Origin of the sequence: Cryobacterium sp. TMT1-19 (assembly GCF_004403055.1) — a bacterium.
GTDB classification, from domain to species: domain Bacteria; phylum Actinomycetota; class Actinomycetes; order Actinomycetales; family Microbacteriaceae; genus Cryobacterium; species Cryobacterium sandaracinum.
Window position 1 is genome coordinate 24,143 of sequence record NZ_SOHB01000018.1, and the last position, 23,044, is coordinate 47,186.

Here is a 23,044-nt window from a genome sequence, read left to right on the forward strand (position 1 = left end):
CGTGCGCGGTCAACCGGGGGAAAACCCGGCCGGCGCGGCCTTCGTGCGCCCCGGCAGCGCCGGACTAGAGCCGGTGCTCCGCCAGCCAATCCACGAGCACCCGATTGAAATCCGCCGGCCGTTCGACGCTCGGCAGGTGGGCGGTATCGCGGAAGGTGAAGCCGGTGACGTCAGGGAGCGTCGACAGGACGTACTCATATTCGGCGAGATGCGGGGTGATGTCGAACTCACCGACCGAGACGAACGCGGGTACCTCGATGTCGCTGACCTGGTTGAAAGCGGGCGGCTCGAGCGGAATCGGCGTCGGGGACTCTTCCGCATGCGCGGCGTTGACACGGCCCAGCGCGTAGGCGGTGGCTACGAATTCGGGGTCGAGGTCGGCCTCGGTGCGCAGTGGGCCGAACGCCCAGAGCGCCACCTCGAGGCGCACCAGACGGTGCCAGTCCTGGGCGTCGAACGCGGCATCCAGTTCGTCGAACCGGGCGTCCTCGAGATCGGTCAGTTCAACTTCGGGGAACCCGCTGGGCCCGGCTCCCACGGTCACCAGGCCGTCCACGCGGTCGGGGCTCTCCGTGGCCAGGTCGATGGCGGTCCCGCCTCCGCGAGAGCACCCGATCAGCGTGGCCGACGCCACCCCGAGGTGGTCGAGCACCGCGAGGGCGTCCGCGCGCGGCGAGAACTCCACGTTCTCGGTGGTCGTCTGGCCGCATCCGCGGCTATCGAAACGGATGACGAAGTGGCCGGCAGCCAGCGCGTCGATCTGCGGGTCCCACATGCGCAGATTGGCGATGCCGGCATGCAGCAAGAGGAGTGCCGGTGACGATACGTGGCCGGCCGTCTCGTAGTGGAGCGACGCGCCCGGAACGGTGAGGTGAGGCATGATTCAGCGTAGGCGTGCGGCGGGCGCCGCGGCAAGGGAATTACCGTGAGCGCACGAATCTGTGACCGTTGAATGCCGGCGACCCCAACCCGGGTGACGGGTGTGCAGGTGGACAAATTGACATCCATCGGGGCAAGAGTCACACTCGATATATCGACGCCGATCGATTAGTTGATTGTCTGCCGCTCTGGGCCACGACGTGGCCCCATGAATTGGACCCACAACCTGGGACCAGCGGATCAACCCCATGGCGCTCGCCCCAGGGTCGCGCGACGCCCCCATCAATGCCCCGTCACCTGCGCCGGGACTGAGCGGGCAAGTCCGAGGACTCTTGTGTCCCGGTTGCCCCGCGAACTCCTGCTCGCTTCGCGTGGCCGAAATATACGAGGAACACCATGAACGCGTACATCACGACCACCACCAACCTGGTCCTTCCTGTCGGTACCTACGTGACCGAATCAAGCGGCCGCATCCTCGCACCGAATGGATACGTGAGCACCGTTCGGTCAGACCTGACCGAGGGTCGATACGCGTCCCACAGCTGACACGAACTATACGTTCGCCGGGCCCCTACCGGGTGCCTCTCTCTTGTCCCCGAGACCAGCCGGATGACCCTGGCCGGTTCGCTCGCGAACGTGCGCCCGACCGACCCGCCGTTCCAGGCAACTCATGGCCATTCTCCCCGCGACAGTGATTCCGGCACGCCTATGGCCCATCCGGCAGGATGGGCCATAGGCGCTTTCAACCCAGAGTCGTGCTGAGGGTGTTGTCTATTCCAGGATGCCGCAGGCGGCCGGATCCGTTGCTTCTGCAGGCAGGTTCGGGTCGAGCTCGCTTGGACCCTGGCTGAAGTCATACTCGCCGTTGCCGTTGTAGTCGACGCCATGGATCACGACGACGCCTTCGCCCTCGCGGATGGAATCAGCGATCTCTTTCGCCGTTCCCGTTTCGCTGGGGCCGGGGTATCCGGTTCCCGCCACCTTGGTGATGTGGAGATTGTCGCGGCTGTAGTGGTAGCTGCCGCTCTCAGACACCGGGAAACGGGTGACGTCCAGGAAGCTGGCCGGTGAGGTGTCCCCTGTCGTCGTCAGTGAGACGACGACCGGTCCGTAGGCGGGAATCCCTTCCACGGTGTTCAGGCGGCCATCACCGTTGCTGTCCAGTGCGATGGTGGGGCACTCCTTCATCGCCTGGTTGCCGTAGTGAATATGTTGAGCGTGCGGGGCATCGGGCGTCAGCCCGGAGGCGTGCACTTCAATGTGCTTGATCTTCTGGTTGCGAACTGTCGCGGTTGCAGTTCCGGATGCCCCGGAGCCGTTGAGTTCCGTGAGGTTCGCGGTCAACGTCACCGTTTTGGGGGTGCGTTCGGATTGCGTGGTCTGCGCTTGAGCTGCTCCGGACCCGAGTACGGCTGCGGCGAACAACGCAACAGTCGAAACTCCGAGAATTCCGATGGAATGTCGTTTCACGATTACTCCTTGGTCAGCGGTCAACGAGGAGATCCCGTTGATCATGGGTGGTTCGGAGCGGACAGTAATGAGGTTTGGTCATGTAGACAAGGCCGGGTGCGTGTCGGTCATCCGAGCAGGTCGCAGTTTTGCCGGTCCATCCACAGGGTTCTTGAACTAAGGTTAGCCTTGCCTCAGTTTGACTGCGGGGGAAAACTTCGACCAGAGACAGCCGTGCGCACCGACAAAACATACGATGCATTCCCGCCCGCAAAAATATGTGCGGTAGAACCACTGAGGAGCACCCAACGCGACCCGGCGGGCGGTCTTGAGGCCCTCCGACTCCTCTCCGGTGATCCGTCCGCGACTGCCCTTGTGACCGCGAATGGAACCATAAACTACGCCGAACTGGACGAACTGGTCCGTGACCGGCGGGAATTATTGGGAGACGGCCGCCGACTTGTCATGGTGTCGTGCGCGAACGCCCTGGAGCCCCTGGTGACTTATCTCGCCGCGCTCGCGGCGGGGCATCCAGTTCTCCTCATCGCAGGCGACGGGGACGAGCCGAGCCAGGAGCGGAACAGGAACGGGCTCCTTGAGCGTTACGACCCCGACGTGGTTTTGGCGCCCGTCGGCGGCGAATGGCGTCTGGATGAGCGACGCGAGGGAAGCCGGCACACGTTGCACCCTGAGCTGGCACTGCTGCTCAGCACCTCGGGCTCGACAGGATCGCCGAAACTCGTTCGGCTGTCACGCGAGAATGTGCGCAGCAACGCGAGAAGCATCGCCGACTACCTCGCCCTGACCGAGCAGGACCGGGCGGCCACAACCCTGCCGATGCATTACTGCTACGGCCTCTCAGTCGTGAACAGCCACCTGATCTCCGGGGCGAGCCTGCTCCTCACCGAGCGTTCGGTGGTCGAGTCTGAATTCTGGAACGAGTTCGACGCGGCAGGGGCCACCTCCTTCGCCGGCGTTCCCTACACCTTCGACCTTCTCGATTCGACCGGATTCGCTGGGCGCCAACATTCGAGCCTGCGCTACATCACTCAGGCCGGCGGCCGGCTCGGCCCCGACCGGGTGCGCGATTACGCCCGGCTGGGGCAGGAACGTGGATTCGATTTCGTCGTCATGTACGGACAGACGGAGGCGACCGCACGGATGGCCTACCTGCCGCCGGAGTTGGCGGCGACCCGGCCTGAATCCATCGGAATCCCGATACCGGGCGGGCAGTTCCGCATCGACGACGCCGACGAGCACTCGGTGGGTGACCTCGTGTACACCGGGCCGAACGTCATGATGGGATACGCGGAGAGCCCGGAGGAACTCGCCGCTGGACCGACAGTGGGGGATCTGCGCACCGGCGATCTAGCCCGCCAGCACGACGACGGACTCTTCGAAATCGTCGGGCGGAGCAGTCGCTTCGTCAAGATATACGGCCTGCGGATCGACCTCGACCGGGTCGAACGGCTCCTTGACGACGACGGTGTCGAAGCGAGGGCGGTGAACCATGAGGAACGCCTTGTGGTCTTCGTGCGAGAGCGGTGGGCCCTCGGGCTCGTCGCGCCGATCGCCGCGGAGGCGCTTGGCTTGCCCGATCACAGCGTCCGGGTGCACCTTGTCGCGGAGTTCCCCCTGACGTCCAGCGGCAAGCCAGACACCGCGAGCCTGCTCCGGGAGGCGGCGCTCCTCGAGCGCAAAGTCCCGCTGGTGGATCGCAGAGGGACCGTGACGGCGGAGAATATTCGGGCGCTCTACTCAACCCTCCTCGACCGACCGGATGCGGTCCTGGACGACAGCTTCGTCGCGCTGCACGGCGACTCGCTCAGTTACGTCGAGGTCTCGGTGCGGCTCGAGCAGATGCTCGGCACGCTCCCCAGGGACTGGCCCGCGAAATCGGCCCGGGAGTTGGCTAACCGCCGAACCGCACCGTCCGGGGCGCGACCTCGACGGTCGCTGGCGCGCATGGAGACATCCGTCTTGCTGCGGGCTATCGCCATCGCGCTCATCACGGGGACGCACGCCAACCTCTTCCACATACAGGGCGGTGCTCACCTGCTGCTCGGAATCCTGGGCTACAACCTGGCCCGATTCCAGTTCGCCGATGTACCTCGGCCGATGCGGCTCGGGAAGCTTCTGCGCAGCGCCGTCCAGATCTTCGTCCCGGCCGTGCTGTGGATCGGTGGAGTTGCCCTGATTGGAGGGATGTACGAACCCGCGACGGTCTTCATGCTGCACAACCTGCTCGGCGGCGACGAACGCTGGACGGTGCAATGGCAGTACTGGTTCCTGGAATCTGTCGTGTGGACGATCCTCGGCCTGGCGCTTCTCTTCTGCGTGCCCCAGCTCGACCGGATCGAGCGCCGATACCCCTTCGTCTTCGCGGCGTCCTTCTTTGCGGGGGCGCTTCTGCTTCGCCTGCTGCTGACCGGAGGGGTCGAGGCCGGGCCGACCGAACGGTATTCGCTGCCGATCGTGCTCTGGCTCATCGCTCTCGGCTGGCTCATCGCGCGTTCCACGGACGTCACGCGGCGGGTGCTGAGCTCGGCGGTCGTCGTGCTCTCCGTTCCGGGCTTCTTCGGCGACCCGGCCCGTGAGGCGACCACGATAGCGGGACTGCTTCTTCTCCTCTGGCTTCCGGCCGTGCCCCTCCCGCGGATTCTGGTGCCGGTGCTGAGCGTCGTGGCCTCGGCATCGTTGTTCGTATATCTCGTCCATTGGCAGGTCTTCCCGCTTTTCGGGAACGACGTACCGCTGCTCGCCACCCTTGCCTCCTTCGCGGTGGGTATCCTCGCCTGGCGAGGGTATTCCGCACTGAGCGCTTGGTGGACTCGTCATCCCGCGGTCGCAACCCGCACGCTTATGACCAACGTATTCGCGACAAGAACGTCGGCCGGTCGCCGGCGGTGACGTTGGGCTGGATGAGCGGGGCATAGTTCGGGGCGAGGTCGGGTGCGGTTAGGAACGCGGGAGACGTCGTCCCCCGATGAGCAGCCAGAAGATCATGGCGGTCTCGCCCACGAAGCCGAACAGGCCGAAGGTCGGGGTGAAAGCGGGTGCCATCACCAGGCCGATGAGGTCGGCAATGTAACCGATGCCGGCGAGACCGATCAGGATTCCAAAGACCTTCGGCATGAAGCCGGAGCGGATCGACAGATAGGCGATCAGGAGGAGATGCACCCCGAACAGGCCCAGGGCGGTGTTCCAGATCGACGAGAACGAGTCGATGTCGGCCAGCGCGGCTTCCGGGGTATCGAGGTTGTTGAAGGCGACCACGAGCCGGCTGAGGGCGACCATGAACCACCCGGCGAAAGCGATTCTGATCAACCCGGCAACAGCGGAGACAACACGGCTGACGGGCTTGAAGAGCGCGTAGGTGCCGGCGGCGGCGACGACGTCCAGCACGACGACGACACACAGTGCGCCGATCCCGGCGAGCCACAGCGCCGGCGAGGCGGAAATGGCGTCGGTCGTCTTTTCCGCATCACCGGCGGTCACGAGGCCGTTGATGGCGATGAAATAACCAAAGATCGAGAGGAACACCATGGCCGTGAGGGCGGTGCCCGTTACGAGGGCCCCGGTTCGCTGCGCCCAGCGGAAGGGGTTGAGGGTGACAGCCGGCGCTGTGGTGCTGGGCGCGGGGTGAAGGTGAGTGGTCATGGCTCGTAATCCTTACTGTATCTGCGGCTAAAGCTTACGACGTATGCTTATAGTGTAAGTAAGATATATGTACGTGGTAAGGTTTGTCAACGGCTTGAGTGCAGGAGAGAAACTTGGCAGCAGCACGTGAAGCAGCACCCGCACCCCGAGCTCGTTTGAACCGCGAGCGGGTGATCGCTACCGCCGTTCGTCTCGCCGACACTGAGGGGCTTGGAGCACTCACGATGCGGCGTCTGGGCGAGGACCTGAATGTGAAGGCCATGTCGATCTATAACCACGTGGCCAACAAGGATGACCTCATCAACGCCATGGCCGATGCGATCTTCAGCGAGATCGAATTGCCGTCACACAGCGATGAGTGGAAGCCGGCCATCCGAAAGCGCTCGATCTCATTCCGGGATGTCCTCGCCCGTCATGCTTGGGCTACGACCGTTCGTGACTCCGGAACGAACCCGGGACCGGGCACCCTCCGGCACCACGACCGGGTGATCGGAACCTTCCGCAACGGCGGTTTCTCGGTTGAGAAGACGGCCCACGCGTTCTCTGCTGTCGACAGCTATATCTACGGGTTCGCGATGCAGGAGAAGAGCCTGCCCTTCAGCACGCCGGAAGAGACGGCAGCGATGGCCGCGATCATGCTGGCGCAGCTGCCCACAAGCGAGTACCCGTACCTGGCTGAACTCACGGCCGACCACGTCTTGAAGCCCGGATACTCCTATGGGGATGAATTCCTGGTCGGGCTCGACCTCATGCTCGACGGACTCGAGACCATGCGAGACACCGATCAGGCCTTTGAATGAATGAGGGCGTCATGAGGCACACGTGACGGGCACCCATTGACATTCCACGCGGCAGCCGCGCCCCGGCCGTCACCTACACGGTGGTGGCGTCATCGACCTGGCCGACGAGCTCCTCGATGATGTCCTCGAGGAACAGAACGCCCGTGGCGACTCCGTCAGCGTCGAACGATGTGGCGACATGCGCGCCGAGGCGCCGCATTGACGCCAGGGCATCCTCGAGCTCGCTGCCCCGGAACACGGAGGCCAGGCGACGGATGCGTGTGGCCGGCACCGGCTCCGTGAACGTGCTCCCGGAGGTGAGGTCCATCACGTCTTTCAGGTGCAGGTAGCCCGTGGGCTGCCCGTCGACGTCAGTGAGGATGTACCGGGAGTAGCCGTGCTGGGCGACGGCCCGCTGGATGTCGGCGGGTGACGCGGATGCCGGCAGGCAGACCATTGAGCCGATCGGCACCTCCACGTCGGAGACTCGCTTCGAGGTGAACTCGAACGCGGCGGAGAGGGTGCCCGAGGCATCCGTCAGCAGGCCCTCTCGGGTGGACTGCTCCACGATGCCGGCCACCTCGTCGAGGGTGAATGCGCTGGTCGCCTCATTCTTCGGCTGCACCTTGAACAGGCGCAGCACCCCGTTCGCCAGCCAGTTCAGGCTGACGATCACCGGGCTGAAGATGCGGGCGACGAGAACGAGCGGCGGCGCCAGGATGAGCGCGGCGCGGTCGGGCACGGAGAAGGAGATGTTCTTGGGCACCATCTCGCCGAACACCACGTGCAGGAACGTCACGAGCGCGAGCGCGATGGCGAAGGCGATCACGCTGATCGCGCGCTCAGAGAGTCCGGTCAGGGCCAGCGGGTACTCCAGCAGGCCGTGGATGGCCGGCTCGGACACGTTCAGGATCAGCAGCGAACACACGGTGATGCCCAACTGGCTGGTCGCCAGCATCAGGGTCGCGTGTTCCATCGCCCAGAGGGTGGTCTTCGCCGCCTTGTTGCCGCGGGCGGCGAGCGGCTCGATCTGCGACCGGCGGGCCGAGATCACAGCGAACTCGGCGCCCACGAAGAACGCGTTGACGGTCAACAACACGACGAGCCAGATCAGGCCCGGCCAGTACTCACTCATGGGTCAGGTCCTTCTGGATTCGGGTGACGATTCGGTCGTGTCTGGTGGCCAGGCTCGGATCGTGCTCGGGGTCTTCCGGGGTGTAGCGCACGCGCTGAACCTGCACGCCATCGACTCGGTCGATCCGCAGGATGCCCCCGTCGACGGGGACCTCGTCGCCGAGTTCGGGAATGCGGTCGAGCTGATCGGCGATGAAGCCCGCGACGGACTCGTAGTCGCCGTCCTCGGGAACCGTGACGCCCGTACGATCGAACAGCTCGTCCGGCCGCCAGCCGGCGTCGAACACCACGGAACGCCCCGAACGGATGACGCCGGCTTTCGCCCGGTCATGCTCGTCTTCCAGCTCGCCCACGAGTTCTTCGACGAGGTCCTCGAGAGTGACAATGCCCGCCGTTCCGCCGTATTCGTCCGCGACGACCGCGATCTGGAAGCCCTGTCTGCGCAGCAGGCCCAGGAGCGTGTCGACGGCCATCGACTCGGGCACACGCAGTGCCTCCACCTTCAGCTCGTCGGCGGTGACCTGGTCGCGTTGCGCCAGCTCGACGGCGAAGGCCGCCTTGATGTGCAGCACCCCGACGATGTCGTCGGAATCCCTGTCGATCACGGGGAAGCGGGAGTAGCCGGTGGCCGTGGACAGGGCCAGGATGCTCTCGGCAGAGTCGGTGACCTTGACCGAGGACATCCGTACCCGGGGGGTCATGACGTCGTCGACCGTGTGGTTGGCAAAGCGCAGCGTGCGGTGCAGCATGGCCGCGTGGTCGTTGTCGAGCACGCCTTCCGTCGCGGACCGGCGCACGAGGAAGCTGAGCTCTTCGGCGCTGCGGGCACCCGAGAGTTCCTCTTTCGGCTCGATGCCGACCAGGCGGATCAGGGCGTTGGCGGTGTTGTTGAACAGCAGGATGACGGGCTTGAATACGGCGGTGAACAGGGCCTGCGGGGGCACCACGATCTTTGCCGTGCCCAGCGGCACAGCCAGGGCGAAGTTCTTCGGCACCAGCTCGCCGATCACCATGGAGAACAGGGTGGCCAGCGAAATGGCGATGATGGTGCCGAGCAGCGGCACGAGTCCTTCGGGCACGCCGGCGCCCGTGAGCGGCCCGGTCAGCAGCGAGCTGATGGCGGGCTCGAAGGTGAACCCGGTCAACAGGGTGGTCAGCGTGATGCCGAGCTGCGCGCTGGACAGGTGCGTGGAGGTGATCTTCAGGGCCTTGATGGTCGGGCCGAGGCGTTTCTCGCCGCGTTCCTGCCGGGCCTCGAGCTCGTTGCGGTTCAGGGTGACCAGGGAGAATTCGGCGGCGACGAAGATGCCCGTTCCGACGGTGAGGAGAAGCCCGACCCCCACCATCGCCCACTCAAACAGCATGTGGCCCTCTCAGATTCGGGCACAGGATGTCGAGGCGTGGCTGGATGGGCGAGGGTTTATCAGGGTCCATGAGGAGGGTAAGACTATCGGGCGGTGCCCGGCTGTGGCTGGGAAACTCTCGGTTCCGGCCTCCCTAAGCTCGTCGCGTGGGCGGTGTTCTGGTCGGCTTCTCCATCATCGGATTCGTGATCCTGGTGGGCTATCTCGTCGAGCTCCTCGGCATCATCGGCGTCGGCGCCGGGCTGGCCATCAACCGGGTGTTCTTTCACACTCCGATGGCTGAAACCGTGCTGGGTGCGGCTGCTCCTGACGTTCGGCATGTCGTTGCACGGGGAGCGCCTGCTCAAGGCGGGGTCGGGGCGCAAACGCGTGGCGGCGGCATCCGTCATCAAGGGGGTCGTGATGCCGGTGGTGCCTACATCTTCGGCCGGTTCGTCTCCGGCTGGACGCTGCGGAGCTGTTCGCGGTGGTGGCCGTCGCGGCGCTGCCTGCCCCGATCTAGCGGCCGGCCGGCCGATGGCCGAGCACGACATCGATCGCTCGAAGCCGAACACGGCTCCGGACCACAAAGCGAGGGAATGCCGGCCGAGCTGAGTCCGAGGCCCTGCGCCTCGTTCCGAACGAATTCGACGGAGATTTTGCTTTAGAAAGCGTGTCTCGGCTCAAAAACGGGTGCTTGACCTAAAATCTCCGTCGAATTGGTTCGACGCCGGGCACAGTGTTCCGCCTTCGATGAACCGAGGCCACTCGGTGCGGTCAGCTCTGACCTTGCGAAAGCGACACAACCAAACGATTCGGACTCACTCATCTAGCTCCGGGGGCCGCCGTCGCAGCCAGGGGCGCAGCATCCGGGTGATCTGGGGCATGACCAGGAAGGTCCTGGCCCCGCTGAGCCCAGCGCGTGGCCTCAGAGATGCGGGTCGGCTCGACGCGGCGGGTGACGGAGACGGTGACGAGAGTCGCTGGGCGCGCTTGTGGCGATCTTGTGGCGATACTGTGGCGCCCCCAGGGTACGGAAGACATTGTGCGAGTAGCGCCGCCGCGCTCGCGCTCGCGCTCGCACGCGCCGTTGCCGGCACGTTTCCGGCTCGGTGCGCCGGTTAGAAGATCATCGGGCGGTCGTCGTCTTCGCCCTCGAGGGCCAGCTCCACGACCACGGGAACGTGGTCGCTCGGCGCATCACCCTTGCGCTCATTGCGGTGGATGCTCGCCGCGGTCACCAGATCCGCGAACGCGGGGGAGCCGAGGATGAAGTCGATCCGCATGCCTTCGTTGCGGGGGAACCTCAGCTGTTTGTAGTCCCAGAAGGTGTAACCCTCCGGAGCCAGCGGGCGCACCACATCGAAGATGCCCTCCGCCTCGAACGCGCGGAACGCGGCCCGCTCGGGCTCGGAGATGTGAGTGGATTTGCCGGGAACGAAGCTCGGGTCACCCATGTCACGCTCGAATGGGGCCACGTTCCAGTCGCCCATCAGTGCGAGGGCCAGGTGCGGGTCGCGAGCCAGTTCGTCCCGGGCGTGCGCGCGCAGGCGCTCCAGCCAGTCCAGCTTGTAGGCGAAGTGCGGGTCGTCGATGCTGCGTCCGTTCGGAACGTACAGGCTCCACAACCGCAGGTCCTCCACCGTAACGCCGAGCGCCCGGGCCTCGAGCGGGAGGCCGGGACCCTCCTGGCCCTTCAGGAAGCCGGGCATGCCGGGGAAGCCGGTGGCGACATCCGCCATCTCGAGGCGACTGGCGAAGGCGACGCCGTTCCACTGGCTGAGGCCGTGGACGGCGAGCTCGTAGCCGGCGTCCTCGAACGCCTGCGCCGGGAACTGCGGAGGCTTACATTTGATCTCCTGCATCGCGAGCACGTCGATGTCCTCGCGCACCATCCAGTCGACGACCCGGCCGACTCGGGCACGGATGGAGTTGACGTTCCAGGTGGCGATGCGCATGCTTCCAGCCTATTTGACGGATGCGCTGTGACGGATTCCCGGCCACGCCGGTGCTGCGCCGTTACGCGCGTGGCGTGCCGGGCGCACAGCGGCGCAGCACCCGCGCGGCGGATGCCGCTCGGGCGTTTCTAAGTGGGGAGGGGAGTTCTCGGAGCCTGGAGTGACAGGATCGAACCACAACGAAAGGCAGGGCGGTACCCATGACGGATTTGCAGATCGGCTACGCGGCGATGCTGGAGCAGTTCGCGCCCGCGGAGGCGGTGGCCCTGTCGGCCTACGCCGAGGAACACGGGTTCACCGGGGTGATGGCGGCCGACCACTTCCAACCGTGGGTGCCCGCCCAGGGTGAGTCCTCGTTCGTCTGGAGCGTGCTCGCGGCGATCGGTGAGCGCACGAAGGGGGACCTCGGGCCCGGCGTCACCGCGCCCACCTTCCGGTGGCACCCGGCGATGGTGGCGCAGGCCTCCGCGACGCTCACCTCGATGTACCCCGGCCGGCACTGGCTCGGCCTCGGCTCCGGCGAAGCTCTGAACGAGCACATCGTCGGCCAGTATTGGCCGGAAGCCCCCGAGCGCATCAACCGCATGTTCGAGGCCATTGAGATCATCTCCAAGCTGTTCACCGCCTCCATCGCAGGCAAGGACGTCAAGCACTCCGGCCAGTTCTACAAGCTCGAGTCGACCCGGCTCTGGACCATGCCCGAGGTGGCCCCGGAGATTCTCGTCGCCACCGCCGGCCCGGTCACGGCCAAGCGCGCCGGGCGTCACGCCGACGGCCTGATCACGGTCGGAGCCCCGCTGGAAAAGATCTCGATGCTGTTCGGCAAGTTCGACGACGGCGCCCGGGACGGCGGCAAGGACCCGGCCGCTATGCCCAAGGTGCTGCAGCTGCACATGAGCTGGGCCGAAACCGACGAGGAGGCCATGCGGAACGCCCTGGTCGAGTGGCCGAACGGCGGGATGAAGTTCCCGAAGGGGGATATCCGTTCACCGTTCGAATTCGAGCAGATCGCCAAACTCGTTCGCCCCGAGGACTTTGAGGGCCGCATGATCATCTCAGCCGACCCCGACGACCACCGGGCCTACATCCAGAAGTTCGTCGACCTCGGCTTCGACCGCATATACCTGCACAACGTGGGCCGCAACCAGCGCCAGTGGATCGACGTTTTCGGCGCATCCGTGCTGCCGAAGCTCGTGCGCTAGTGGTGCCAGAACCAACCGGCCTGCACGTTTTCGTGCTGGAGGGCATCGGTGAGGTCGAGGCCGGCGCAGACCTCGCTGCGCTCATCGCCGACGCGGCAGGCAGCCGCCTGCGCGACGGCGACATTCTCGCGGTGACAAGCAAGATCGTGTCCAAGGCCGAGGGCCGCCAGGTGCGGGCGGCCGATCGGGAGCAGGCGATCACCGACGAGACCGTGCGGGTCGTCGCGACCCGCACCTTTCCCGGCGGGATGACGCGGATCGTCGAGAACCGCCAGGGCCTGGTGATGGCGGCGGCCGGCGTCGACGCGAGCAACACCCCCGACGGGTTCGTGCTGCTCCTTCCCGTCGATCCGGATGCCTCCGCGCGCGCCCTCTGCACAGCCCTCCACGAACGCACCAGCCTGCGGCTCGGCGTGCTGATCACCGACACCGTCGGGCGCCCGTGGCGTGAGGGCCAGACCGACATCGCGATCGGCGCCGCCGGGGTCACGGTTCTCGACGACCTGCGCGGCACGACCGATGCGTCCGGCCGGCGCCTCGACGTGACCGTCGCCGCGGTCGCCGATGAGATCGCCGGCGCGGCCGATTTGGTGAAGGGCAAGACCAGCGGCAACCCGGTCGCGGTCGTGCGCGGGCTCGGTCGCCTCGTGGGCGAGCCCGACGAAGCGGATGCGCGCGGAGCGACCCGGCTGCTGCGGCCGAGCGAGAACGACATGTTCCGGCTGGGGAGCGCCGAGGCGCACGCCGAGGGTTTCTCGGAAGGGTACGCGGCGGGGCTGGCCGCTGCCGCCGTCGACGCGGCATCCGTCGTTTCCGTCACCGAATGAGCTGGGTGGCGATCGTGCCCGTCAAGGGCAACCCCGGGGCGAAGAGCCGGCTGGGCGAGCGGCCCGATCGGGCCGGGCTGGCGGATGCCTTCGCTCTCGACACGGTCGCGGCTCTGCTGGCGGCGCATGGTGTCGACCGGGTGCTGGTCGTCACGGGCGACGGTGAACTTTCGGGTCGGCTGGCCGAGCTCGGGGTCGACATCGTGCGCGAGGCCCCGGTGCGCGAATCGATCCTGCCCGCAGACCCGTTGAACGCGGCAATCCGGCAGGGACTGATGGTTGCCCGCGGGGCATTTCCGGAGGCGAACCTGGCCGTGCTGACCGGCGATCTGCCGGCGCTGACGCCCGCGGATGTCGAGCGCACTCTGCACCTCGCCGCCGCGCACGATCGCAGTTTGGTGCCCGACGCGGCCGGAACCGGCACCACGACTCTGCTCGCGCTCGCCGGAGTCCCGATCGAGCCTCGGTTCGGGGTTGGGTCTCGGGCCGCCCATGAGGCCGCCGGCCATGTGCCGCTCGTGCTGGCGGCATCCGTTTCGATCCGTCACGACGTCGATACCGCCGCCGACCTTGCGGTGGCGCAGCGTCTCGGCGTCGGGCCGCACACCCTCCTGGTCGTCAAGGCCCCGGGGTCGGACGCCGCGCGCTGATCGGCGCGTCGCTACAGTCGGAGATTTTTCGCAAAACGCCGGGTGAGCGGGCGCCGTGAACGGCGTGTCGCAAAAATCTCCGAGGTTACGTGCACGCCCGTTGCGGCAGGGAGTCGAAACTGTTGCCGCTATGGATGGAGCTGCCGCGGCTGTGCTACTGCCGCTCAGACGACGGAGAGGGTGCCGCGAGCGAGGGCGAGCGCATCCGCCGCGAGCCGCATGGTTGTCGCGGCATCCCGCATCCAGAGCGGCACGGCGACCGAATGGATGCCGGCCGCCGCCAGCGCAGGCAGCGCGCCGGCATCCGTCTCGTCCACCAGCCACCCGTCGAGCACGCCGCCCGCGGCGCGGGAGCCGTAGTGCAGGCCCACGGCCTCGGCCGTAGTCTCGACGCCGATGGTGTGCAGGCAGGCGTCGGCCATGCCGCGCACGGCCGCGCCCGCGATGATCGGCGAGACGCCGACCACCGCGGCGGCGCTGGAACGCAGGGCGTCCCGGATGCCCGGTACGGCGAGGATCGTGCCGACCGAAACGACCGGGTTCGACGGCGGCAGGATCACCAGGTCGGCCGTCATGATGGCGTCGACGACGCCCGGCGCGGGCACTGCGGACTCAAGTCCGACCTGCACGAACTCGGTCGCCGGAACGCCGGCGCGGTAGCGCACCCACCACTCCTCGAAGTGGATCAGCTCGCCGGCCCGGTGCTCATCGGCATCCATAGCCAGTCGGGCATGTGTCTCGACGGGGATGTCGCTCATCGGCAGCAGGCGCGCCCCGGGCTGCCAGCGGCGGCAGAGGAACTCGGTGGCCTCGCTCAGCGTGGAGCCGTTCCGGAGCAGGTCGCTGCGCACGATGTGGGTGGCCAGATCCAGGTCGCCGAGCGTGAACCAGGACCAGCCGCGCCCGTAGGCTGCGATCTCAGCGGAGGCGCGGCGGGACTCCTCGGGCCGCCCCCAGCCCTGCTCCTCGTTGATGCCTCCGCCGAGGGTGTACATCACGGTGTCGAGGTCCGGGCAGATGCGCAGCCCGTCCAGCCACATGTCATCGCCCGTGTTCACGATCACCGTCACCGTCGCCTCCGGCTCGGTTTCCGCCAGGTGCTTCAGCAGCCCGCGGGTGAACCGGGCGCCGCCGATGCCGCCGGCCAGAACGGTGATGGTCGTCATCTGTGCGCTCTTCCATGCTGGGTGACTTCGGGTTCACGGTGAGGCGGGAAGGCCGGAATCGGCGTGGATGGAGCGAACACGATCACCGGATGCCCGCCGCGCGGATGTGGGATCACGTCGCAGTCCACGCTGTAGACCTCCGCGATGGTCGCCGGCCGCAGCACCGCCTCGGGGGTGCCGGCCGCGACCAGTCGCCCGTGGTGCAGCAGCAGGATCTGGTCGCAGAACGCGGCGGCCAGATTCAGATCGTGCAGGGCCATGATCGCGGTCAGGCCCGTACCGGCCGCGCCCGCGCAGAGCCCGCGCACCTGCCCGAGCAGCCCGAGCTGGGCGCTCACATCGAGGTGGTTGTTCGGCTCGTCCAGCAGCAGCAGACTCGGCCGCTGCGCCAACGCTCGGGCGATCTGCGCGCGCTGCTGCTCGCCGCCGCTGAGCGTATGCCACGCCCGGTCGGCGAGGTCGCTGCCGCCGACCACGGCCAGCGATTCCTCGGCCGCCCGGTGGTCGTCGTCGCCGCCGAAGCTGCCGAGCACCCGGCTGCGGTGCGGGATCCGGCCGAGGAGCACGACCTCGCGCACCGTGAGGTCGACGCTGGGCGCGGCGTTCTGTTCGAGCAGCGCCACCCGCCGGGCGGTCTCGCGCCGCGACAGACCGGACCCTCTGCCGGATCGCGCTCCGTCGAGTTCGACGCCGCCGGCATCCGGTGTCTCCAGCCCTGCGATCAGGCGCAACAGGGTGGACTTGCCGGCCCCGTTGGGTCCGAGCAGGCCGGTCACTGCGCCCGTGGGCACGACCGCCGACACATCGGTCAGAATCGGGGTGCCGTCGACCTGGAACGACACCCGGTCGAGGATCACGACCATGTGGCGGCCTTTCTGCTCTTGATCAGCACGATGAAGACGGGCACGCCGATCAGCGCGGTGATGATGCCCACGGGCAGCTCGCGCGGGTCGAACACCGTGCGGGCGACCGTGTCGGCCACGATCAGGAACAGGGCGCCGAGCACCACGGTCAGCGGCAGCAGGCGGCGGTGGCCGGGCCCGCTCAGGCCGCGCACCAGGTGCGGCAGGATCAGGCCGACGAAGCCGATGGCCCCGCTCACGGCCACCATGGCGCCGGTCAGTAGCGCCACCGCGCCGAGCAGCATCCACCGAGTGCCGTTGACGTTGATGCCGAGGGATGCCGCGGCGGTATCCCCGAAGGTGAACGCGTCCAGACGGGTGGCCGAGAGCACGATCCCGGCCCCGACCACCACGAGGGCGGTGCCCGAGATGACGACGCTCGACCACGAGCTGCCGGCCAGCGAGCCCAGCAGCCAGTTGAGGATCTCCCGGTAGGAGTCGCCCTTGGCTGCCCAGAAGATGATGAAGGACGTACCGGCCGCACCCAGTTGCGCGATGGCCAGGCCCGAGAGCACCGCGCGCCCGGGCGTGATCGTGTTGCCGACCCGCGCGATGCTCAGCGTGGCGACGAGGGCTGCCAGCGCGCCGAGGAACGCCGCGGCCGGCAGCGCCACCGCGACGCCGAGAACGATCACACAGACCGCGCCGAGAGAGGCCCCGCTCGACAGCCCGAGCAGGTAGGGGTCCGCCAGCGGGTTGCGGGTCACCGACTGCATCACCGCGCCGCAGAGCGCGAGCCCCGCGCCGACAGCGGCCGCGGTCAGCACGCGCGGCAGGCGCAGCTGCCACACGATCGAGTCGGTCAGCGGGGCTACCCCGGCGGCGCCCGGCAGGCCGAGGTGCCCGGCGAGGCTCGCGGCGACATCCGTCAGGCTCACGTCGGCCGGACCGATGGTCACGGCCAGCCCCGCCGTGAGCACGAGGGCCAGGACCGACAGGGCGAGCCAGCCCAGGTAGCGCGCGCGCCCGGCCACGCGACGGCTCTGGGCCGCCGTGCGTTCCGGCTGCTGCAGCTCCACCCGATCCACCTGCCTCGCCTGTTCCGTCGTGTCTGTCCCGTTGGTGCTGTCCTGTCGTGTCCTGCGTCGTGCGTCGTGCTCCGGCGCCGGTCGCTAGCCGGCCGTCGTCGACTCGAGCGCGTCGAGCTGTTCGATAGTTGACGCGGCGGCTTCGACGTTGCGGATGCCGGCCTCGGTGGCCGAGAACGGCAGCACGATGTAGCGCTGGTTCTTCACGGCGTCGAGTTGCTGCGTGGCCGGGTTCGTCTCGAGGTTCGCGATCTTCGACTCCGCGGTGTTCCAGGTGGCGTCGACGAGCACGATCACGCTCGGGTTCGCCTCGATGACCGACTCCCAGCCCACCGAGGTCCAGGTGTCCTGCACGTCGGCGAACACGTTATTCAGGCCCGCGGCCGCCATGATCATGTTGGGCGAGCCGATGCCGGCGCCCACGTAGGGAGTGTCGGTGCCGCTGGAATACCAGAGCGCGGTGGTGTCCGCGGCGGCGGGGTCAAGGGCCGCGAGGGTCTTCTGCTGATCGGCGACCAGGTCGGCCGCGGCCTCTTCGGCGCCGAAGATCGCGCCGGCCTCGGTGATCTCGGCGAACACGGAGTCGAAAGTGAGCGGGTCAGGCATGTAGCCCTCGCCCTTGCAGGCGGAGGGGGAAACGTAGCTGCCGATGCCGAGGTCGGTGAGGCTCTGGCGTTCGCCCACGCCCTCGGCCGAGAAGTTGGACTCCCAGCCGCCGTAGACGAAGTCGGGCGTGAGTCCGAGCACGGCCTCCTGGCCGGGCACGAAGTCGCTGACCACGAACAGGCCTGCGCCGGCCTTCTCGAGGGATGCCGGCAGCGGGCCATCGAGGAACGCCGAGCCCACGATGCGATCGGAGAGGTCCAGTGCGAGCAGCAGCTCGGTCGTCGACGACTTGATCGTCACGATCCGTTCGGGCGCGGCCTCCACGGTCACGTCGGTGCCGCAGTTGTCGATCGTCATCGGGTAGCCCCCACCCGTGCCGGCGCTCGCGCCCGGCGCGGCACTGGGCGCGGCACTGGGCGCGGCGACGGGACTCGCCGCAGCGCATCCGCTCGACAGCAGGGCAGCCGCCGCAACGACCACCAGCAGGGGACCACGGAACGAACGTAATTGGGACATGTTACCGATCCGGTTCAGGGCCGCGAGAGCTGGTGAATCGTCGGTATGAGCACGCAATGGCGACGATTCACCCGCTCTGGCGAGCACAGGGAGAACTGCGGGGCAGGAAGGGTGCGACCGAGCACGTGTCGGCGACCTGCCGCCCAAGTCGGGGCCGGCTCAACCGGTCAGAGCCAACCGGCGGTCTTCGTTCAGCCTAGGCCAGAACTTCGGCGCGGCCCATCCCGGGCGAGCGGGGCGATGGGGGACGGATGTCCGGCGCGCCCGGGACACGATGCGGCCAGTCGCCGGGTCGGGGAGAGTCAGTTTCGTCCTCTGCTTAGTTGAAGACCATTCCGCCGTCGACCAGAATCGACTGTCCGGTGATGTAGCCGGAGTCGGGGCCAGCCAGGAACGAAACGACCCCCGCGACCTCGGACGCTTCGGACAGGCGGGCGAGGGCGATGCCGTTCGTGAACTGATCCCAGCCCCACTCTTCCGACTGGCCCGCGTCGGCTGCCACCTTTTTCGCGAGCTCCTCCATGAGGGGCGTCTTCACGATGCCGGGGGCGAAGGTGTTGACCGTGATGCCGAATTGAGCCAGGTCCTTGGCGGCTGTCTGGGACAAGCCACGAATGGCGAACTTGGTGGCCGAGTACAACGCGATGCCGGGGTTCCCGACGTGACCGGCTTGGGACGCAGCGCTGATGATCTTTCCACCGTGGCCGAGCTCTTTGAACGCCTTGGTGGCTGCCTGAATGCCCCACACCACGCCGTTGAAGTTGATGGAGAATATCTTTGCGATGCTTTCCTGGGTGATGTCATCGATTGGAGACGTGGGGGCGATGCCGGCGTTGTTGACGATGACGTCGAAGCCCCCGAGCTCCGTGACAGCCTGCTCGACCGCGGCGAACACGCTGTCTCGGTCGGAGACATCGACGTGCAGTGCCAGTGCTCCGCCCTCCTTGCCTCCCAGGGATTCGGCAACCGCGCCTGCGGTCGCACGGTTCAGGTCGGCGATGGCGACCTTGAAGCCGTCAGCGTGGAGTCGCTCAGCGATGGCCTGACCAATTCCCTGTCCACCACCGGTAACGAGTGCGACTTTTCCGTTTTCTGTGCGTGTCATGGTATTGATTCCAATCTCGATTATTCACAACCTGCCGGCGAGTCGATGACGTCATGTCAAAGCAGGACAGGAGTTTTACTGATCCGATACGCACGGCGCCAGCAGCGCGGCGCGCACCGAGAATTTCCGGCGTCGTCGCGGTGGATGAGTGGCCCCGAGGGTGAACCTCTCGGGGTGAATCTGAGACGTCCCCGTTTTCTGTGTCGATGTTGCCTAAGAACTCCAGCAGCTGACGAGGCATTACCCCCATTGTAGGCGCGATCGAGTGATATCCGGTCGGCCAGTGACCCTGTGCCCGACCGCGACGATAACGGTTTGCATGAACCCTTGCCACCGGCAGATTCGCTCGACAGGATGATATACGCGTTAGTCACACAGAAAAACAGCACCAAATGTTTGCGTCGAAGACTAATAAGCCCGGACGCTGTCGTTCGGCTTGACGTTGTTCCGTCACTGGCGAATGTGGAGACAAGATGACTGTAGTTCGGGCCGCAATCACCCAGACCGAGTGGACGGGCGACCAGGAGTCGATGATCCAGAAGCACGAGGGATTCGTGCGCACCGCCGCCGAAGCGGGAGTGCAGGTGATCTGCTTCCAGGAGCTGTTCCACGGCCCCTACTTCGGCATTGTGCAGGACTCCACGTACTACGACTACGCGCAGAGCGTGCCGGGACCGCTCGTGGAGCGGTTCCAGAAGCTCGCCGCCGAGCACACGATGGTGATCGTGCTCCCCGTCTACGAGGAGGAGCAGCCCGGCGTGCTCTACAACACGGCCGCCGTGATCGACGCCGACGGCACCTACCTCGGCAAGTACCGCAAGCACCACATCCCCCACCTGCCCCAGTTCTGGGAGAAGTTCTACTTCCGCCCCGGAAACGCCGACTACCCCGTCTTCGACACCATGGTCGGCAAGATCGGCGTCTACATCTGCTACGACCGGCACTTCCCGGAGGGCTGGCGCGTGCTCGGCCTGAACGGCGCCGAGATTGTCTTCAACCCCTCGGCCACCAAGCCCGGCCTCTCGAACCGGCTCTGGGAGCTCGAGCAGCCGGCCGCCGCCATCGCCAACCAGTACTACATCGGCGCCAACAACCGCATCGGCACCGAGACCGAGGAGTTCGGCGCCGACGCCGTCACCTTCTACGGCAGCTCCTACTTCGTCGACCCGCGCGGCAACTACGTCGGCGAGGTGGCCTCCACCGACACCGAGGAGGTCGTCATCCGCGACCTCGACCTGGGCGTCATCCGAGAGGTGCGCAACTCGTGGCAGTTCTACCGGGACCGCCGTCCCGACTCCTACGGCCCGATCGCCCGGCCGTAGCCAGGGGCGCATCGTGACGACCCTGATCCAGAACGGCACCGTGGTCAGCGCGACCGGCCGGGTGCAGGCGGATGTCCTCATCGACGGCAAGATCATCGTCGCCGTGCTGGCACCTGGCTCGGCCCTCCTCGGGAACTACCTCGCCGCATCCGTCGACCGTGTGATCGACGCCACCGGCAAGTACGTGATCCCCGGCGGCGTCGACGCGCACACGCATATGCAGTTGCCGTTCGGCGGCACCGCGGCCAGCGACACCTTCGAGACCGGCACCCGGGCCGCGGCCTGGGGCGGCACCACCACCATCGTCGACTTCGCGGTGCAGAGCTACGGCCAGCGGGTCTTCGACGGTTTGGCGGCCTGGCACGAGAAGGCGGCCGGAAACTGCGCCATCGACTACGGGTTCCACCAGATCATCGGCGACCTCAACGAGGACTCGCTGCAGGCGATGGACGGGCTGCTGGACGAGGGCATCTCCAGCTTCAAACTGTTCATGGCCTACCCCGGCGTCTTCTACTCGGATGACGCGCAGGTGCTGCGCGCCATGCAGAAGTCCGCCGAGACCGGGCTGATGACCATGATGCACGCCGAGAACGGCCCGGCCATCGACGTGCTCGTCACGCAGCTGCTCGCAGAGGGCAAGACCGACCCCTACTACCACGGTGTCGCGCGCGCCTGGCAGCTGGAGGAGGAGGCCACGCACCGCGCGATCATGCTCGCGAACCTCACCGGGGCGCCGCTCTACGTGGTGCACGTGAGCGCCAAGCAGGCCGTGGAGCAGATCGCCGCCGCCCGGGACCACGGCCAGAACGTGTTCGGTGAGACCTGCCCGCAATACCTCTACCTGTCGCTCGAGGAGAATCTCGGGGCACCGGGGTTCGAGGGCGCGAAGTGGGTCTGCTCCACGCCGCTGCGCTCGAAGGCCGAGGGCCACCAGGACCACCTGTGGCAGAGCCTGCGCACCAACGACATCCAGATGGTCTCCACCGACCATTGCCCGTTCTGCATGAAGGGGCAGAAAGAGCTGGGCCTCGGCGACTTCTCGAAGATCCCGAACGGCATCGGCTCGGTCGAGCACCGCCTGGACCTGCTCTACCAGGGCGTCGTCAACGGCCGCATCTCGCTCGAACGCTGGGTGGAGATCACCGCGACCACCCCGGCACGGATGTTCGGGCTGTACGGCAAAAAGGGGGTCATCCAGCCGGGCGCCGACGGCGACATCGTGATCTACGACCCGAACGGCCACACCTCGATCGGCCTGTTCGTCAACGGGAATGGCAAGACCCACCACATGAACATGGACCACTCCGCCTGGGAAGGCTACGAGATCGACGGTCACGTCGACACCGTTCTGTCCCGCGGCAAGGTCATCATCGACGACAGCTCCTATCTCGGCTCCAAGGGTGACGGCCGGTTCGTCAAGCGCGGCCTGAGCCAGTACCTGATCTAGACGGGACCCCAGATGGACTTCGGAGCAGTGCTGCAGACCAACCCCCCATCCGCCCGCACCGTGCAATTGGCCAAACTTGCCGAGGCGCACGGCTTCAGCCACGTCTGGACGTTCGACTCGCATCTGCTCTGGCAGGAGCCCTACGTCATCTACAGCCGCATCCTCGCGGAGACGGACAGGATCATCGTCGGACCCATGGTCACCAACCCGGGCACCCGCGACTGGACGGTCACGGCCTCCACCTACGCGACGCTGAACGAGATGTACGGCAACCGCACCATCTGCGGCATCGGCCGCGGGGATTCGGCGGTGCGGGTCATCAACGGAACCCCCACCACCCTGAAGACGCTGCGCGAGTCGGTGCACGTGATCCGGGAACTCGCGAACTCCCGGTCGGTCGAATACAACGGCGCGACCCTGCAGTTCCCGTGGAGCCGCGGCTCCACCCTTGACGTGTGGGTGGCGGCCTACGGGCCCCTCGCGCTCAAGCTCGCGGGCGAGGTCGGCGACGGTTTCATCCTGCAGATGGCCGACCTCGACGTGGCCGAGTGGATGATCAAGACCGTGCGGGAGGCCGCGGAGAAATCCGGCCGCGACCCGATGGCGGTCAAGTTCTGCGTGGCCGCGCCCATGTACATCGGCGACAATTGGGGCCACATGCGCAACCAGTGCCGCTGGTTCGGCGGCATGGTCGGCAATCACGTGGCCGACATCGTCGCCAAGTACGGCACCGAATCTCATGTGCCGAAGGCCCTCACCGACTACATCATTGGCCGGCAGGATTACGACTACAACGAGCACGGCCGTGCCGGAAACGCGCACGCCGAGTTCGTGCCCGACGAGATCGTCGACCGGTTCTGTCTGCTCGGCACCGCGAAGGACCACATCGAAAAGCTCGAGGCCCTGCGCGCCATCGGCGTCGACCAGTTCGCTGGCTACCTGCAGCACGACAACAAGGAAGAGACGATGCGCGTCTACGGGGAGACCGTGATCCCGGCGATGACCGAGCCCATCGTGGCAAAGAAATGACCCGATCCAGGTGAATGGTGCAGACTTCAAGCCGATCGAGGT

The 23,044-nt window shown here is 66.8% G+C and carries 21 protein-coding genes; 10 read left to right on the forward strand and 11 right to left on the reverse strand.

Going from position 1 to position 23,044, the window contains the following annotated elements:
- Positions 1 to 64: 64 nt before the first annotated feature.
- Positions 65 to 880 carry an alpha/beta fold hydrolase gene (locus E3T40_RS04355; protein WP_104170683.1) on the reverse strand — a complete coding sequence of 272 codons (816 nt, stop codon included), beginning with the start codon at positions 878 to 880 and terminating at the stop codon, positions 65 to 67.
- A gap of 395 nt (positions 881 to 1,275) precedes the next feature.
- Here E3T40_RS04355 and E3T40_RS16300 point away from each other — a divergent pair, with 395 nt between their 5' ends.
- Positions 1,276 to 1,425, forward strand: a complete 150-nt coding sequence (locus E3T40_RS16300) for a hypothetical protein (RefSeq protein ID WP_158252009.1) — start codon at positions 1,276 to 1,278, stop codon at positions 1,423 to 1,425.
- A gap of 225 nt (positions 1,426 to 1,650) precedes the next feature.
- On the opposite strand, the gene E3T40_RS04360 is transcribed toward E3T40_RS16300, so the two are convergent.
- Complete coding sequence (locus E3T40_RS04360) at positions 1,651 to 2,349, reverse strand: CHRD domain-containing protein (protein ID WP_158252160.1); 699 nt, start codon at positions 2,347 to 2,349, stop codon at positions 1,651 to 1,653.
- Here E3T40_RS04360 and E3T40_RS04365 point away from each other — a divergent pair.
- Entirely contained in the window at positions 2,338 to 5,238 is a 2,901-nt protein-coding gene (locus E3T40_RS04365) for an AMP-binding protein (RefSeq protein ID WP_370287868.1), read from the forward strand. The genes E3T40_RS04360 and E3T40_RS04365 overlap by 12 nt on opposite strands.
- A 48-nt stretch (positions 5,239 to 5,286) precedes the next feature.
- Here the strand turns inward: E3T40_RS04365 and E3T40_RS04370 are convergent, their stop codons facing one another.
- Positions 5,287 to 5,988, reverse strand: a complete 702-nt coding sequence (locus tag E3T40_RS04370; RefSeq protein ID WP_134542779.1) for a DUF4386 domain-containing protein — start codon at positions 5,986 to 5,988, stop codon at positions 5,287 to 5,289.
- Between the two features lie 170 nt (positions 5,989 to 6,158).
- On the opposite strand from E3T40_RS04370, the gene E3T40_RS04375 reads away from it, so the two are divergent.
- The gene (locus E3T40_RS04375) at positions 6,159 to 6,788 is read left to right on the forward strand and encodes a TetR/AcrR family transcriptional regulator (protein ID WP_370287870.1); all 630 of its coding nucleotides are present in this window, start codon (positions 6,159 to 6,161) and stop codon (positions 6,786 to 6,788) included.
- 73 nt (positions 6,789 to 6,861) lie between these two features.
- Here E3T40_RS04375 and E3T40_RS04380 read toward each other — a convergent pair whose 3' ends face one another.
- Both E3T40_RS04380 and E3T40_RS04385 read right to left on the reverse strand, forming a co-directional pair.
- The gene (locus E3T40_RS04380; protein WP_134542780.1) at positions 6,862 to 7,902 is read right to left on the reverse strand and encodes a hemolysin family protein; all 1,041 of its coding nucleotides are present in this window, start codon (positions 7,900 to 7,902) and stop codon (positions 6,862 to 6,864) included.
- Positions 7,895 to 9,262: a hemolysin family protein gene (locus E3T40_RS04385; RefSeq protein WP_134542791.1), complete on the reverse strand. Its 1,368-nt coding sequence runs from the start codon at positions 9,260 to 9,262 to the stop codon at positions 7,895 to 7,897. The genes E3T40_RS04380 and E3T40_RS04385 overlap by 8 nt, the downstream gene beginning before the upstream one ends.
- A 149-nt stretch (positions 9,263 to 9,411) precedes the next feature.
- On the opposite strand from E3T40_RS04385, the gene E3T40_RS04390 reads away from it, so the two are divergent.
- A complete protein-coding gene (locus E3T40_RS04390) occupies positions 9,412 to 9,912 on the forward strand; it encodes a hypothetical protein (RefSeq protein ID WP_134542781.1) in 501 nt (166 codons plus the stop codon).
- 453 nt (positions 9,913 to 10,365) lie between these two features.
- Here E3T40_RS04390 and E3T40_RS04400 read toward each other — a convergent pair whose 3' ends face one another.
- Positions 10,366 to 11,202 carry an exodeoxyribonuclease III gene (locus E3T40_RS04400; RefSeq protein ID WP_134542782.1) on the reverse strand — a complete coding sequence of 279 codons (837 nt, stop codon included), beginning with the start codon at positions 11,200 to 11,202 and terminating at the stop codon, positions 10,366 to 10,368.
- Positions 11,203 to 11,402: 200 nt separating this feature from the next.
- Between E3T40_RS04400 and E3T40_RS04405 the strand changes: the two genes are divergently transcribed.
- From E3T40_RS04405 to cofC, 3 genes are read left to right on the forward strand one after another with little or no spacing between them, the layout of a single operon-like run.
- Entirely contained in the window at positions 11,403 to 12,404 is a 1,002-nt protein-coding gene (locus tag E3T40_RS04405; protein ID WP_134542783.1) for a TIGR03557 family F420-dependent LLM class oxidoreductase, read from the forward strand.
- A gap of 2 nt (positions 12,405 to 12,406) precedes the next feature.
- A complete protein-coding gene (locus tag E3T40_RS04410) occupies positions 12,407 to 13,231 on the forward strand; it encodes a coenzyme F420-0:L-glutamate ligase (RefSeq protein ID WP_198411930.1) in 825 nt (274 codons plus the stop codon).
- On the forward strand, positions 13,228 to 13,881 hold the full coding sequence (cofC, locus tag E3T40_RS04415; RefSeq protein WP_104170674.1) for a 2-phospho-L-lactate guanylyltransferase: 654 nt from the start codon (positions 13,228 to 13,230) through the stop codon (positions 13,879 to 13,881). The genes E3T40_RS04410 and cofC overlap by 4 nt, the downstream gene beginning before the upstream one ends.
- 164 nt (positions 13,882 to 14,045) lie before the next feature.
- Here the strand turns inward: cofC and cofD are convergent, their stop codons facing one another.
- The 5 genes from cofD to E3T40_RS04440 all read right to left on the reverse strand — a co-directional run bounded on the left by cofD (position 14,046) and on the right by E3T40_RS04440 (position 19,204).
- Positions 14,046 to 15,047, reverse strand: coding sequence for a 2-phospho-L-lactate transferase (cofD, locus tag E3T40_RS04420; RefSeq protein WP_134542784.1), 1,002 nt, complete (start codon positions 15,045 to 15,047; stop codon positions 14,046 to 14,048).
- Positions 15,044 to 15,910, reverse strand: coding sequence for an ABC transporter ATP-binding protein (locus E3T40_RS04425; protein ID WP_134542785.1), 867 nt, complete (start codon positions 15,908 to 15,910; stop codon positions 15,044 to 15,046). Before E3T40_RS04425 ends, cofD begins: the two co-directional genes overlap by 4 nt.
- A complete protein-coding gene (locus E3T40_RS04430; RefSeq protein ID WP_104170729.1) occupies positions 15,901 to 16,923 on the reverse strand; it encodes a putative F420-0 ABC transporter permease subunit in 1,023 nt (340 codons plus the stop codon). The genes E3T40_RS04425 and E3T40_RS04430 overlap by 10 nt, the downstream gene beginning before the upstream one ends.
- Before the next feature lie 138 nt (positions 16,924 to 17,061).
- Positions 17,062 to 18,099 (reverse strand): putative F420-0 ABC transporter substrate-binding protein, encoded by a 1,038-nt coding sequence (locus E3T40_RS04435; protein ID WP_134542786.1) that lies wholly within the window; start codon positions 18,097 to 18,099, stop codon positions 17,062 to 17,064.
- Between the two features lie 319 nt (positions 18,100 to 18,418).
- Positions 18,419 to 19,204 (reverse strand): (S)-acetoin forming diacetyl reductase, encoded by a 786-nt coding sequence (locus E3T40_RS04440; RefSeq protein WP_104194340.1) that lies wholly within the window; start codon positions 19,202 to 19,204, stop codon positions 18,419 to 18,421.
- Positions 19,205 to 19,677: 473 nt separating this feature from the next.
- On the opposite strand from E3T40_RS04440, the gene E3T40_RS04445 reads away from it, so the two are divergent.
- Genes E3T40_RS04445 through E3T40_RS04455 form a run of 3 tightly spaced genes read left to right on the forward strand, consistent with a single transcriptional unit; the run spans position 19,678 to position 23,002 of the window.
- Positions 19,678 to 20,526 (forward strand): nitrilase-related carbon-nitrogen hydrolase, encoded by an 849-nt coding sequence (locus E3T40_RS04445; RefSeq protein WP_134416252.1) that lies wholly within the window; start codon positions 19,678 to 19,680, stop codon positions 20,524 to 20,526.
- A 10-nt stretch (positions 20,527 to 20,536) separates the two neighbouring features.
- Complete coding sequence (gene hydA / locus E3T40_RS04450) at positions 20,537 to 21,973, forward strand: dihydropyrimidinase (protein ID WP_134542793.1); 1,437 nt, start codon at positions 20,537 to 20,539, stop codon at positions 21,971 to 21,973.
- A 12-nt stretch (positions 21,974 to 21,985) separates the two neighbouring features.
- Positions 21,986 to 23,002 (forward strand): TIGR03842 family LLM class F420-dependent oxidoreductase, encoded by a 1,017-nt coding sequence (locus E3T40_RS04455; RefSeq protein WP_134542787.1) that lies wholly within the window; start codon positions 21,986 to 21,988, stop codon positions 23,000 to 23,002.
- Positions 23,003 to 23,044: the final 42 nt, after the last annotated feature.